At 59.2% G+C, this 13,658-nt stretch carries 15 protein-coding genes; all 15 read right to left on the bottom strand.

Going from position 1 to position 13,658, the window contains the following annotated elements:
- Positions 1-42: 42 nt before the first annotated feature.
- On the bottom strand, positions 43-555 hold the full coding sequence (locus tag C7J97_RS01985) for a stage III sporulation protein AG (protein ID WP_113991891.1): 513 nt from the start codon (positions 553-555) through the stop codon (positions 43-45).
- Complete coding sequence (locus C7J97_RS15320; protein ID WP_242983414.1) at positions 552-863, bottom strand: hypothetical protein; 312 nt, start codon at positions 861-863, stop codon at positions 552-554. The genes C7J97_RS01985 and C7J97_RS15320 overlap by 4 nt, the downstream gene beginning before the upstream one ends.
- A gap of 171 nt (positions 864-1,034) precedes the next feature.
- Positions 1,035-2,066 (bottom strand): stage III sporulation protein AE, encoded by a 1,032-nt coding sequence (locus C7J97_RS01975; RefSeq protein ID WP_242983413.1) that lies wholly within the window; start codon positions 2,064-2,066, stop codon positions 1,035-1,037.
- A gap of 23 nt (positions 2,067-2,089) precedes the next feature.
- The gene (locus C7J97_RS01970; RefSeq protein ID WP_113991888.1) at positions 2,090-2,473 is read right to left on the bottom strand and encodes a SpoIIIAC/SpoIIIAD family protein; all 384 of its coding nucleotides are present in this window, start codon (positions 2,471-2,473) and stop codon (positions 2,090-2,092) included.
- Positions 2,470-2,664 carry a stage III sporulation protein AC gene (gene spoIIIAC, locus C7J97_RS01965; protein WP_005925971.1) on the bottom strand — a complete coding sequence of 65 codons (195 nt, stop codon included), beginning with the start codon at positions 2,662-2,664 and terminating at the stop codon, positions 2,470-2,472. The genes C7J97_RS01970 and spoIIIAC overlap by 4 nt, the downstream gene beginning before the upstream one ends.
- A 27-nt stretch (positions 2,665-2,691) precedes the next feature.
- Positions 2,692-3,156 (bottom strand): hypothetical protein, encoded by a 465-nt coding sequence (locus tag C7J97_RS01960; protein ID WP_113991887.1) that lies wholly within the window; start codon positions 3,154-3,156, stop codon positions 2,692-2,694.
- Positions 3,153-4,043 carry an ATPase, T2SS/T4P/T4SS family gene (locus tag C7J97_RS01955; RefSeq protein WP_242983412.1) on the bottom strand — a complete coding sequence of 297 codons (891 nt, stop codon included), beginning with the start codon at positions 4,041-4,043 and terminating at the stop codon, positions 3,153-3,155. Before C7J97_RS01955 ends, C7J97_RS01960 begins: the two co-directional genes overlap by 4 nt.
- 156 nt (positions 4,044-4,199) lie before the next feature.
- Positions 4,200-6,215, bottom strand: a complete 2,016-nt coding sequence (ligA, locus tag C7J97_RS01950) for an NAD-dependent DNA ligase LigA (protein ID WP_113991885.1) — start codon at positions 6,213-6,215, stop codon at positions 4,200-4,202.
- Positions 6,216-6,625: 410 nt separating this feature from the next.
- Entirely contained in the window at positions 6,626-8,143 is a 1,518-nt protein-coding gene (locus tag C7J97_RS01945; RefSeq protein ID WP_113991884.1) for a DUF3794 domain-containing protein, read from the bottom strand.
- Between the two features lie 120 nt (positions 8,144-8,263).
- Positions 8,264-8,344 (bottom strand): stage V sporulation protein SpoVM, encoded by an 81-nt coding sequence (gene spoVM / locus C7J97_RS15590; RefSeq protein ID WP_015538484.1) that lies wholly within the window; start codon positions 8,342-8,344, stop codon positions 8,264-8,266.
- Positions 8,345-8,415: 71 nt separating this feature from the next.
- Complete coding sequence (locus C7J97_RS01935) at positions 8,416-9,051, bottom strand: thiamine diphosphokinase (protein WP_112120744.1); 636 nt, start codon at positions 9,049-9,051, stop codon at positions 8,416-8,418.
- 18 nt (positions 9,052-9,069) lie between these two features.
- Positions 9,070-9,948, bottom strand: coding sequence for a ribosome small subunit-dependent GTPase A (gene rsgA, locus C7J97_RS01930; protein ID WP_097783927.1), 879 nt, complete (start codon positions 9,946-9,948; stop codon positions 9,070-9,072).
- Between the two features lie 12 nt (positions 9,949-9,960).
- The gene (pknB, locus tag C7J97_RS01925; RefSeq protein ID WP_113991883.1) at positions 9,961-11,847 is read right to left on the bottom strand and encodes a Stk1 family PASTA domain-containing Ser/Thr kinase; all 1,887 of its coding nucleotides are present in this window, start codon (positions 11,845-11,847) and stop codon (positions 9,961-9,963) included.
- Positions 11,840-12,589 carry a Stp1/IreP family PP2C-type Ser/Thr phosphatase gene (locus C7J97_RS01920; protein WP_005925995.1) on the bottom strand — a complete coding sequence of 250 codons (750 nt, stop codon included), beginning with the start codon at positions 12,587-12,589 and terminating at the stop codon, positions 11,840-11,842. The genes pknB and C7J97_RS01920 overlap by 8 nt, the downstream gene beginning before the upstream one ends.
- A 16-nt stretch (positions 12,590-12,605) precedes the next feature.
- A complete protein-coding gene (rlmN, locus tag C7J97_RS01915; protein ID WP_055184449.1) occupies positions 12,606-13,646 on the bottom strand; it encodes a dual-specificity RNA methyltransferase RlmN in 1,041 nt (346 codons plus the stop codon).
- Between the last annotated feature and the right edge of the window lie 12 nt (positions 13,647-13,658).

Below are 13,658 nucleotides of genomic sequence, written 5' to 3'. Positions count from 1 at the left end.
GTTTTTGGGTAAATAGTTTTGGTACTCGATCAAAGCAGCAGCTCAGCACTTGCGTTGCTCCACGCAGATGCGGTTCGTGGGCAGATCCAACAGCGAATGCAGCAGCTCAGTAATGCGGGCTGCAACCCGGACATCTCCCCCGCCCTCACACAGCACGGCGACCCCGCAGACCTGCGGCAGATAGGTAGTCTCGGCCAGCGCAGACCCATCCTGTAAAAGAACGTGCGTCTCCTGCTGTTGCAGATCTCCGGTCTGGGTATCTACTGCATAGATAGTCTCCTCTCCGGTGGTCAGGGTGACCATGACCGTGGTGCGCCCTGCTCCCTGCAATTGGCTGATAAGCTCTTCCAGCTGCTGCTCCAGTTGGGTCTGGTACTGGCTGACGGCAGCAGTCCGGACAGTAGATGCCGCGGTTTTCTGCGTGTTGCCGCTGGGTAAAAGTTCCGACAGCAAAAGCAGCAGCATTGCCATCACGCCGACCGTCACCGCCAGCGCGGTGCGGTTTTTGTTGCTTTGCAAAGAGCGTAAAGCGGAAAGCAATTCATTCTTCTTCACGGTGTGCTCTCCTCCGCTGCCGTGGGAGCGGTGCCCAGTGTCTGCTGCAAAAAGCTGAGCGCTGCCTGCTTTTGGGCGGCGGTACAGCCCGCCGGGAAGGCAGCAACAACCTTTTTTACCACGACCTGCTGCCCGGCTTTTTCCAGCGTGACCGTCACGCTGGCATCAAGCCCGAACTGCTGGCGGCACTGTGCGGTACAGTACTCCGCCAACCGGGTCTCTGTCTCGGTCAGGATCTCCGTTTCCAGTGCATCCGGCTGTGCAGTGGACGTGGCCGCCGGGGCTGTATTCCCTGAAAAAGCGGTCATAATCTTGCCTGGCAGCCGTGGCAGCTGCGCAAGAAGGACTGCTAAAATATATAACCCGGCTGCGGCTTTTATGCACCGGCCAGCCCAGCTTTGCCCAGCAAAAAAACTGACCAGCTCCGCCCCGATGCACGCTATGCAGAATACTGCCGCGGCCCGCTGAAATGCCTGCATCTAACCACCCCCTGTCAGCATCAGCAGCACGATGCCCACCACAAACAACATAAAAAACAAGGCCGTAACAGCCGCCATGCAGCGCACAGCTTCGGCAAAGCATTGCAGCAGCTTATGGCAATGCTCCAGCCCGCCGATCCCGGCAAGCCAGCCGCAGCAGGACAGAAAAAGCAGATGCACCAGCAGCCCGAGATACAAGGGCGCAAATTCTGCCCCGATGCTGAGCAATGCGGCAATGCCAAGGGTGCTTTTGAGCAACTGCATCCCGGCCAGCACTGCATCTGCCGCGTTGCTCAGCGCCTGCCCTACAATGGGCACACTGCCGGTCAGCAGCTGTCCCAGACGGGAGGCTGAACGATCCAGCTGCACCGTGACTACGCGCTGAATGCTCATCAGAGCGGCGAACGCTTTGCCTGCCCAGCCGATGGCCTGCCGCAGCAGCCGCCCGGTCAGAGTGCAGCCCTCGAACAGACTTTTGCGGGAACTGATGCCGCAGGCCATGCTGATGGCAAGGTAGCTGCGCAGCAGCGGCTGCAGCCAGAGGGTGACCGCCTGTGCGATAAAACACAGCACCGTGAGCAGAAAGCCGTTTGCAGCCGCTCCGGCGTTCCATTCACCGCCAGCTGCCAACACGCCGCTGTATACCGGCAAAAAGCCCAGCAGATAACTTTTCCACCCGGCCATCCGGGTGCACAGGGCAGCGGCAAGCTTGTCCAGCTCCTGCCACAATAGAACGCCGCAGCCGCCGGCAGCCGCCAGCTCCAGCAGTGCTCTGTCGGCAGTGTCCTGCAAGAGAAATGCAAGTCCAGCTGCCAGCGACAAAAACAGCAGAACATCGGCATATTGTTGCATCGTATCCCGCAGCAATTGCACCGGTTCGGCGGCAAACAAACGCACAAGGGTGCCAAGCGGGTCTGCCGCAAACTGCTCGGCCTGTACAGGTGCCTTGTCGAGATAGGTTTGCCACGGTGTGGCTTCTGCTGCCGCAGCTTTCAGAGCGGTTTTGCTGCACAGAAAACCCAGCGTTGCCATGCAAATGATAAGGGCGCATTTTTTCATCCTGCCAACCCCCAGATCGTCTGGAATATCTGTTCCAGCAGCGGCCATACTGCTGCCAGTACGAGACACCGCCCCGCCAGCCCGGCGCACCATGCAAGAGTATCTGCTCCTGCTTCCTCGCAGAGGGTGCGGACGTAATCTGCCAGCAACAGGATGCCCGCGCTGCGCAAAAGGCAGGAAAAGGCTTGCGCATTGGTGCGCTGCCCCAGCTGTACCATTGCTTGCAGTACCCCGCGCAGCGGCTGTGCCAGACGGAGCAGCAGCCACACCGCAGCACCCAGCGAAAGCAGCAACGCAAATGCCGGGGAATACCGCTGCAATAGAACTCCCGCAAAGGCCATCAGCAGCAGCGCAGTCAGCACCGGAACTGCTGCGCTCATAGCGCGAACAGAGACCGGATGGTGGCAAACAGGGTGCTGATCTGCTTGACGAGAATGGAAAGCACTACCACAAGCCCCGCCAATGTGGTCATCATGGCCTGATCCTCCCGCCCGGAGCGGATGAGCAGCTGATTAAGTACTGCCACGATGATGCCGATGGCCGCAATTTTGAACACAAGTTCGATATCCATCCGTTTCTCCTTTGTTCTGTACAGCTTTTACCAAAAGAGTAGCGCCAGCATCATACCGCCAGCCAACCCCAGACGGTGCGGCAAACCGGCCTGCCGCTGTGCTGTGCGGCGTGCCTGCTGTAAATAGTCCTCAAACCGCGCCGTATAGTAACCCAGCCGCTCGCATTCCTGTGCGGCCTCTGCGCGGCCGATTCCGCTAAAGCACTCTGCAAAGCAGGCACGCTCCTCTGCTGAAAGCTGCCACGGTGCAGGCAACTGCTGCAATGTACCGCCGGGATTTTGTGGCAAAAGGCCCTCGCGGCAAAGCTGCCGGCAGAGGCTTTGCAGGTCTGCCCGGCGGTACTGTATCTCCTGCCGGATGCGCTGTAATAACGCGATGGTGCCCTGCAAGGCAGCAAGGTGCAGACTTGTCTGAGCCTGTACCGCATCCCCCGCCAGCCAGCCGCACAGTGGGAGCAAAAGCAGGCCAAGCCCGTGCAGAAGGCCACTCATACGGCGCACACTTCCCGGATGCAACCCGGTGTCTCCCGCCCGGCAAGGATGACCAGCTGCCGCAGCATCCCGCGCTGCAACAAAGCCTGCACCTGCGGGCGGCACTGTGCCTGTGCAGCATCCGGCGCGTGGATACTGGCAATAAAATCCACCCCGCTGAAAAAGCCCTGCTCCAGTGCCATCGTTTCCTCCAGACTGCCCAGCTCGTCCAGCAGGATCACCTGTGGTGCCAGCGTACGCAGCACCATCTGGACGGCGCGGGCTTTATCCACCCCGCCAATGCGCTCCAGCGGCGGAAGCGGCCCTTCCGGCGGGAAAAGCTCGCCCCGCTCGTCTATCACTGCCACCAGACGCTGCCGCTCGGCCAGCGTCCGGGCGATAGTGCGCAACAGGGTGGTCTTGCCGCTGCCGGGCTCTCCCACCACCAGCAGCCCGGTAAAGTGCTGTTCCAGCAGCTTGTCCAGCGCGGGCGGCAAAGGGATAACACAACTGCGTGCGATCCGCAGGTTGAGCGAAGTGACCTTTTGCAGAGCGATGCACTGCCCTTCCCGCTGTACGAACTGCCCCGCCACGCCCACGCGGTTGCCGACAGCAGTGGTCAGGTAGCCCTCAGCAAGCTCCCTTTCGTGGGTGTGCACCGAGCCATTGCAAAGGGTGTGAAATATCTCTTCTATTTGCAGCGCATTCAGCCTTATTGCAGCCAGCTTTGGAGGGCAGCCCGGCAGTGCCGAAGCAGAGCATTGCCGCCCCTGTACGGTAAATGTGACCGCACAGCCAGTGCGCAGCCGCAGCTCCTGTATGCGCACTGCCGTTTGTACGGGCAGCTGTGCCAGCGGCGATGCAAGCCAAGCGGGAAGGGCTCTGATAGCCCGGTAATACTCGTCCACTTTGGTTTCTCCTTCCACGAAAGCTTTGTGCTAGCATTGTATGCGCTTTGTGCGTCATTAGAACCGGGAACCGGGAACGGGCAAACAAAAAAGCCTCTGCAACAGCATTGCAGAAGCTTTTGAAATTACTTGTATTTCGGCATTTAAAAGGGCGCTTTAAGTCGTTTCCTGTTCTGCCGGAGCATCCTGCAGCATAGCAAGAAATTCCTGCTCGGTCAGCACCGGCACGCCCAGCGCCTGTGCCTTGGTCAGCTTGGAGCCCGCCGCTGCACCGGCCACCACATAGGCCGTTTTTTTGGAGACCGAGCCACTGGCTTTGCCGCCGTTTTTCACGATCAGCGCCTCGGCTTCGTTGCGGGAGAGGGTCTCCAGCGTACCGGTGACCACCAGCGTTTTGCCCGCCAGTTTATCTCCCTTCGGCTCGCCCTTCCACTGCATATTGACCCCGGCATCTGCAAGGCGATGCACCAGATCGGTGGTGCCATCCTTGGCAAAGAACTCCACCACACTCTGCGCCATCACGCCGCCAAAGCCGTCGATCTCGCTGATCTGCTCAGTGGTGGCTTCCCGGATGGCTTGCAGCGTGCCGAAATGTTCTGCCAGCAGCGCGGCTGCCTTATCGCCGATGTTGCGGATGCCAAAACCGAACAAAAGTTTATCCAGATTGTTCTGCTTGGAGGCGGTAATGGCCTGTAACAGATTGTCCGCGCTTTTCTCCTTGAATTTGTCCAGCTCCAGCAGCTGTTCCCGGGTCAGCGTGTAGATATCTGCTGCGGAATGCACCAGTTCCTTTTCCACCAATTGGGTGGCTACTGCCTCGCCCAAGCCCTCGATATCCATGGCATCCCGGGAGGCAAAATGGATGATATTGCGCAGTGCTTGTGCCGGACACTCCGGGTTCACGCAGCGCAGGGCAGCCTCGTCCTCCAAGTGCACCACCGGCGCACCGCAGGAGGGGCAGACCGTGGGCATAGTGTAGGGTTCAACTCCCTCTGCATGATGGGTGACCCCGATGACCTCCGGGATGATATCGCCCGCCTTGCGCACTTGAATGGTGTCCCCGATGCACAGCCCGAACTGTCGGATGAAGTCCTCGTTGTGGAGAGTGGCGCGAGCTACCGTAGTGCCTGCCAGAAACACCGGGTCAAAGCAGGCGGTGGGGGTAAGCACACCGGTGCGGCCAACGGCAACCTCGATGCTGCGCAGAGTGGTCTCCTTGACCTCCGGCGGGTACTTGAAGGCGATGGCCCAGCGTGGGAATTTGTTGGTGGAACCCATCAGCTCCCGCTGCGCAAAATCGTTCACCTTGATAACAGCACCGTCCATGTCGAAATCAAGCTTGGAGCGGTTCTGCCCGATGTTCTCGATTTCGGCAATGGCGTCCTCGATATCATGCACCACATGGTAGCGCGGCGATACCGGCAGGCCAAGGCTCTTGAGGTAATCCAGACTTTCGGAGTGCTTCGCTAAAGTCTTGCCCCGGATCTGCTGCACATTAAACACAAAGATGGAAAGTCCCCGGCTGCCGGTGATGCGGGCATCCTTCTGCCGCAAAGAACCGGCTGCTGCGTTGCGGGGATTTTTAAAGGGTGCTGCACCCTGCAGTTCCTGCTCGGCGCACAGGTGCTGAAAGGCTTCGTGGGGCATATATACCTCGCCGCGCACCTCCAAAAACTCCGGTGCGTCTTTAAGGGTCTTGGGGATGCTGCGGATGGCACGCACGTTTGCGGTAACATCCTCGCCCACCACGCCGTCACCGCGGGTGGAGGCGCGGACAAGCTGTCCATTCTCATACTCCAAGCTGCAGGAAAGACCATCGATCTTGATCTCCACAACATATTCCGGTTCTACTCCGGCCTCGCGGACGCGGCGGTCAAAGTCCCGCAGCTCGTCAAAGGAAAACGCATCCAGCAGGCTTTCCATCTTGACGGCATGGGTCACCTTGGGCAGCTTGCTGCTGGCGGTGCCGCCCACCTTCTGGGTGGGCGATGCTGCTGTGATCAGCTGTGGAAACTGTGCTTCCAGTTCCTTCAATTCCCGCGTCAGGGCATCGTATTCAAAATCCTCCAGCTCCGGCGCATCCTGATCGTAGTAAAGCCGGTTGTTTTTCTCAATAATTGCGCGCAGTTCTTTCACACGCTTTTTTGCCTGTTCCAGTTCCAAATATTCCACTCTCCCGCGATATCATTTTACCGCCCGCCGTGCTGCTTGCCCGACAGAAACCGTGCTGTACACCGGACACAGCAGACGAGCGGCAGTCGTTTGCATTTGCATCTTCCTTAGTATACCACATCCATGGATGGTCTGCAAAGCGCTAAATACAAATCGTATTTTTAAAGTGCTCTCGTACGTTGAAATCGATATCAGCACACATCAAATGTTGACTTTTAATCACTAGTGCAAGATACTAAACGTATACTCATTATATTTTATAACGTTGATTCGTTCTGTTTTTCATTTTCCTTTGCTGGCTTAATCAGTAATTCTTTGCGTTGTGTTTTCTACGCAGTACGAACAAAAAAGCCCCTCCCCGGTGCGGCAGCTTGTGCCATCCGGGAAAGGGGTACAGTTAAGTTTGCAGCTCAGGTGACCGGGATCAGCAACTGCTGTGCCTGCGGCAGACAGGCAAGCTCCTCTTCCAGCTGGTTTGCCGCAAGGATCTGCGCCGGGGCTACATGGAACCGCCGGGCCACTGCAAACACCTCCTCTCCGGCCTGCGCGTAGTAGATACGCAAGGCGATCTCGGGGTCGGTATCGGGCAGCGGGTCGCCAAGGGTGATGCTGCCGATGACCGGGCTGGTGGTACAGCCTAAAATCGCGCCCTCTGCCCGGACTGTAATCGTAGCTTCCAGTGTGCCGCCCGCACAGGTGCACTGCATGTTCTCGATGCTCAGCCAACATTCCGGCACAAGCACCGTTCCCTCCGGCGGCGTAATGGGCAGCGGGACAGCGACCTCCAAGGTTTTTTCGTAGCTTTCCAGCTCGCCGAGGGTATTCTCTGCAAGGGCAGTTACCACTGCTTTGGCGGCAAGCACCCAGCCCTCCCCTTTTTGGACGGCCTGCTGAGGGCCATAGTGCACAAAACAGGCCCGCAGCTGCGCCCCTGCATCCGGAAGAGGTCCGGAGCCTGTGGCGGTGGCGGTATCATTCAGGGTGCAGAGCAACTGCTCTGTGACGAGCGGCTGCGGTGTGAGTTCCGTTTCAAACCGGGTAGAAAAAGCATCCACTGCCACTTGCAGCTGATAGCTGCGCCATGCCCGCAGGTGCAGCATGACATTTGCCGTCAGCTGGGCGGCGGCGCTTTCTGCCTGCGACAGGGTAAACCCCACCGGCTCTGCCACACACAGGCAGCGGCAGTCCTCGGTGATGCCCTCTAAATCTATTACCTGCTGGAAGGGCAGTGCCGCCGCCTGACTTTGCAGGGCAGTGTCCCCTTCTGCCCGCCATGCACACTGCACCCGCAGTTCCCCCTTGACAACAGCTTTACCGGCAAGCAGCTTTACCTCTGCCACACAGGCGTTGCCGGTAATATCCAGTACAGCCGCGGGGGGCTTTGCAAAGACAAGCTCTCCCTCTAAGGTAACAAGCTTATCCAACACGGCCACACTGCGCACGCCTTGCAGGGTGCGCAGCTGCTGCTCGATGCCGCCATCTGCCAGTGCGGTGATCACCTCGGTCTTGCACTGGGTGTGCACCGTGACCACCAGCCCATAGGCACCCCGCACCTCGATGCGGCGCGGGTCTGCCGCGCGGGTGTTGAGGTACTCTGTCTGCCCTTCCACCACGGCTGTCCATGCCGTAAAGGTAAGCTCCGGCAGCTCCAGCTGCCGGGTGAAGGGCAGCTTTTGCTCGGTCTGGCACAGGCCTTTTTCTGCTTCGCTCTGGTAAAACACCGTGCAGCGCAGATAGCCCTCTAAGGTAAGTCTGCCCGGCTGCAGCTGCCGCTGCAGAACAACCGGGCGGACAAAGCACTTGACCAGCTTACCCACCGGCGGCAGGTCATCCGAGATGCGGATCTCGGTCTCCAGCGGAAGTTCTGCTTTTACGGTACAGCCTGCCCCGCCCTGCGGCAGCGTGTCCCGGAATATCTTCAGTTCCATGTGCAGTGTGCTCCTTTCCCTGTCCGTTTCCGTAAGAGTGTATGCGGCAGCAGGCGGCGGTATGCCGACAGTAAAAGGCCGGTGTGCAGCAGCTTTGCCACACACCGGCCTTTTATGGATTCAGTTCTCTTTGCGGATGCCGAACAGCTTGCGCAGAATGCCGCACAGCGCTTTCGGGCTGCGAATGACCACTACCTGCATCTCCACCCCGCCTTTCGCTCATGTTTACCCCATTATAGCGTCTGACGGGCAAAAATGTTCCGGGAAGAGGTTTAATCTGCGATGGTCTCCACCACCACAAGCGCGCCCTGCCGTGTGCTGATGGTGATGCAGTCCGATCCTTCGGCATATTCGTTGCTCACGCCCAGCGGATAGCCTGCTGTGAGCACGGCATCCTCTAACTCATAGAAGGAGCCTTTTTCATACACGCCCTCGGCGCGTCCCTCCATGGGGAAGGCGGAGAAGTAGAAGAACTCCTCCTTGGGATAGCGGCGGCTCTCGCCCGGCAGCACAAAGGTGATGCGGGAGCGCTCGTCCTGCAAGGCAGCGCGGATGCCGTGCTGCTCCAGCCCAAGGCCGGTGCACAGGTTTGCAAGGGTGTGCTCCACCCGCTTGCCGCCCAGTGCGCCCAGCAAAAGCACCTCGTCAAAGCCCTTTTGCGCCGCGAGCTTTGCGGCATACTCGGTATCGGTGTCGTCCTTGACGTGGGGTAAAACGACGATATCGTCCGCATTCTGCTGCGGACAGGGAGCGGAATCAAAATCGCCTACAATGATATCCGGCTTGCAGCCCAGCCGTTCGCAGTTGCGGTAGCCCGCATCGCAGGCAATGATAAAATCATCGCTGCGCAACAGGCGTTTGAGTTCCGGCTGCACCGGGCAGGCGGAAAGGATCACACAACGGGACATCTCATTCTTCCTTCCGTATTACACTTTCGGGCGCTGCCAGTCCTTGACATCCTTTACCTCGTCGTACATGGCGCAGTAGCTGTCGTACCGGGTCTGGGAAAGCTTGCCCTCTGCCAGCGCTTCCCGCACAGCACAGCCTTTTTCGCTGCGGTGGGAGCAGCCGGTAAACTGGCACTGTCCCAGATAAGGGCCAAATTCCGGGAAGGCGTGCTCCAGATTCTCCTTGGGGATGAACCCGGCACGATTCGCCTCCAAGCTGGCAAAGCCCGGCGTGTCGGCAATGCGTCCGCCGTAGGCTTCAAAGATGGTCACCTCACGGGTTGTGTGGCGGCCGCGTCCCAACTTCTGGCTGATGGCGCTGGTCTCGCGGGCAGCGTCCGGCAGCAATGCGTTCAACAGGGTGGATTTACCCACACCGGAGTTGCCGCAGAAAGCGCACAATCTGCTGTTGATCCACTGCTTTACTTCGTCCAGACCTGCACCGCTTTCGTAGTCGATACGGATAAACGGCAGGGTGGACTTTGCATAGGCATTTGCCAGAAAATCCGCCTCGGCAAGGTCACTTTTGGTACACACCACCACCGGCTGCACGCCCTTATCCACCGCAATGGCCGAAAGCTTATCCAGAACCAGCGTGCTGGGGGTAGGCTGGGTGGTGCTGGCCACAAGGAACAGCACATCCAGATTTGCCACCGGCGGGCGCACAAAAACGTTTTTGCGCGGCGCGATCTGCGCAATGACCGCTGCGCCATTCTCGGTCTCCAGCGTCACCTCATCCCCTGCCACGGGGGTGATCTTCTGCTTGCGGAAGATGCCGCGGGGTTTGCACTCCACGATGCCATCCGGCGTTTTTACATAGTAAAAGCCGCCAATGCCTTTTACGATATAACCGTTCATGCATATCCTCCGTCAGCCCAACAGCGAGGACCACCAGTCCAGAATACCGCCGCCTGTGGAGCTGCTGCTGGAGCTCGGCTCGCTGCTGCCGCCGGTGCTCTCACCGCCGGTAGAACCTTCGCCCGTGGTGCCGGAAGTAGTGCCATCGCCACCCGGCTGCTCCGGTTCCTGTACCGGTGCAGCGCCCGCGCTGACCACAACGTTTACGCGGCTGTTCAGTTTTGCGGTAGTACCTGCCGCAGGGTTCTGGCTGAGCACCGTACCTGCGGGCTGGTCGCTGTATTCTTCACTCTGGCTGCCAAGCCCCAGATGGTTCTGCACCAGCAGGGTGCGGGCATCATCCACGCTCATGCCGGTAAGCGAGGGCACCTTGGTGGTGGTGGACACCTGCGGACGACTGATATAGAGGATGACCGTAGAGCCTGCCGCCACCTGCGTACCGGCGGCAGGGTCGGTGCGGATGACCGCACCGGAAGCCACCGAGGTATCCACAGCCTGCGTGACCAGCACCGAAACGCCCAGTGCCTTGAGCTGCTGTTCGGCATCGGTCTGCACATAGTTGGTCAGGTCCGGCACGGTGACATACTGGGTGCCCAGACTAACGGTCAAAGTCACGCTTTGTCCCTCGCGGACGGTGCGGCCGGATACCGGCGACTGCTTATAGATATAACCGGCGGCGTAGTTGCTGTTGTACTCTTCTTCCCATTCCGGGGAAATCTGGCCGGATGCGATTTGATCCGTGGCCATGGCCTGATCCTTGGTCATGCCGATATAGTCTCCAAGGGTGACATCGGCCTTGTTGTTCATCAGGTTGGAGGAGTCGTTCAGGATCATCCAGCACAGTGCCATGCAGGCCAGTGCAAAGGCAATGGTGATGCCGAACAAGGCCGGCAAAAAGACAGTGCGGCGTTTTTTGCCCGGCTTTCCCTTGCCTTTTTTGCGGGGTGCGGGCTGTTCGTTCTGACGGATCGCGCGGTTCTGGTTCATGGTACGTTTCACCACCTTTTCGGGCGCTTCTTCTGTAATATACTGATATTCAAACAGCACGGAGGGGTTCTGCACATAGGTGTCCAGTGCTTCCAGCATCGCCCGTGCCGAAGGGTAGCGGTTCTGAGGGAGCTTTGCCATGGCCTTTTCGGTGATCTCCACCAGCGCATAGGGCACTTCCGGTGCCAGTTCGTGCAGCGAGCGGGGCTCGTCCGAGATCTGCTTGATGGCAACCTCAACCACGTCATCGGCATCAAAGGGCAGATGTCCGGAAAGCATCTCGTACATCATGACGCCCACAGAGTAGATGTCGCTGGTGCGGTCGGTCTCGTCTCCCTTGGCCTGCTCCGGGCTGATATAATGCACGCTGCCCATTGCCTTGCCGGCCAGCATCTGGTTATCTGCCCGGGAAATGCGGGCGATACCGAAGTCCATCATGCGCAGCTGGCCGTTATCCAGCAGCATAATATTCTGGGGCTTGATATCCCGGTGCACGACGCCGTTGGCGTGGGCATGCTCCAGCGCCTTGAGGATCTGGGAGATGAAGTGCACGGTCTCCCGGCTGGAAAGTTTGCCGCCCCGCTCGTTGAGATACTCCCGCAGGGTCATGCCGTCCACATATTCCATAACGATATACTGCAGATTGTCGTTGACCGAGACATCGTACACCTTAACGATATTGGGGTGATTCAGCAGCGAGATGGCCTTGGATTCGTTTTTAAAGCGGCGCACAAGATCCGGGTCGTGCATATACTCCCGCCGCAGCACCTTGACGGCCACCACAGTCCCGGCGGGCACAGGGCCGTTCTGTCCCCGCATGACCGCCTTATACACGTTGGCCATGCCGCCGGAGCCGATCAGCTCCTGCACCTCGTACAGACCGTCCAGTCTTTTACCGATCAGGTTATCCATGGCGCACCTCCATCGGCTCTACTCCCACCAGCAGGGCGGTAATGTTATCCGGGCCGCCGTTTTCGTTGGCAGTACGGATCAGAACGTCTGGCAGATCGTAAAAAGACCCGCTGCGCAGCAGTTGCTCCAGCTGCTCTGTGGGTACGGCATTGGTCAGGCCGTCCGTGCACAGCAACAGAACATCCCCTGCCTGCAGCGCTACGGTGGTGAACTCCGGCTCCAGCCGGTAATCCACGCCCAGCGCCCGGGTGATGATGTTTTTCTGCGGGTGATGCTCTGCCTGCTCCTGCGTGATGGTGCCGCAGTCCACCAGCTCCTGCACATAGGAGTGGTCGTGGGTTAGCTGCGCCAGCTTACCGTCCCGGTATAGGTAGGCGCGGGAATCGCCCGCGTGGCTCAGATAGGCCTTGCCGCCGCGCACCAGAGCGCAGACGGCGGTGGTGCCCATACCGGCCAGAGACTCCTCCCGCAGTGCCTTCTGGAACACATAGCGGTTGGCACTGAGCAGCGCCTTTTTCAGAAAAGTCTCCTCTTCGCCGGGGATGCACTGGTTGTACTGCTCCTGAAAGCAGCGCTCGATGACGCTGCACGCACACTGCGAGGCTTCCCGCCCGCCGCGTGCGCCGCCCATGCCATCGCATACCAGCGCCCATGCTGCATCGCCGGGCAGTTCCCCGGCACGGTAATCATCCTGATTGTCCTGCCGGACGCGCCCCACGTCCGTTTTTCCTGCAAGTTTCATAGGTTTCTCCCTCTATTTATGCCTTGCCGTTCATTTCGTCGCGGCGCAACTGGCCGCAGGCGGCGCTGATCTCGCTGCCAAGGCGGCGGCGCACCGTAGCGTTTACGCCAAGACTTTCAAGCTTTTGCTGGAACCGGCGCACATTGGCTGCATCCGTAGCGGAGTACGGACTGCCGTCCACTGGGTTGATGGGGATCAGATTTACATGCGCACCCATGCCCCGGATCAGGTCTGCCAGCTGCTTTGCGCAGACATCAGAATCATTGACACCGCGCACCATGGAATATTCAAAGCTGACCCGGCGGCCGGTGGTCTCCTGATACCGGCGCACGGTCTGGATCAGCTGCTCCACCGGGTAGGCATCGTTGACCGGCATCATACTGCTGCGGATCTGGTTGGTGGGTGCGTGCAGCGAGATGGAAAGGGTGAGCTGCAGTTTTTTCTCCGCCAGCTGGTCGATCTTGGGCACAAGGCCGCAGGTGGAAAGGCTGATGTTGCGCATACCGATGTTGACGCCCTCGGGCGAGGTGATATTCTCCAAAAAGCGCATCACTTCGTCAAAGTTGTCCAGCGGCTCGCCGATGCCCATGAGCACGATATGGGAGATGCGCTCGCCGATATCTTTCTGGGCAGTGTAGATCTCGGAGCAGATCTCGCCTGCTTCAAGGTTGCGCACCCGCCCCGCCTGTGTGGAGGCGCAGAACCGGCAGCCCATGCGGCAGCCCACCTGTGTGGATACGCACACGGTATTGCCGTAGTGGTAACGCATGACAACGGTCTCGATGCAGTTGCCGTCAGCCATGCGCAGCAGATACTTCACAGTACCGTCCTTGGCCTCCTGACGGCGCTCGATCTGCGGTGCAGCGATATAAAAGGTTTCTTCCAGCTTTGCCAGCAGGGTCTTGGGCTGGTCGGTCATGGCAGAAAACTCGGTGACCAGCTTCTGGTGCACCCAGTGGAAGATCTGCTTTGCCCGGAAACCCGGCTGCCCCAGAGCTTTCAGTTCAGCAGTCAATTCTGCCAGCGTCAGAGAAGAAATACAGCGTTTTTGTTCCATTCTGTTCTCCTA

The sequence above is a fragment of the Faecalibacterium prausnitzii genome (assembly GCF_003324185.1).
Lineage (GTDB): Bacteria > Bacillota > Clostridia > Oscillospirales > Ruminococcaceae > Faecalibacterium > Faecalibacterium prausnitzii.
The sequence above is the reverse complement of the archived record's forward strand: the minus strand, read 5'-3'. Positions and strand labels throughout refer to the sequence as shown.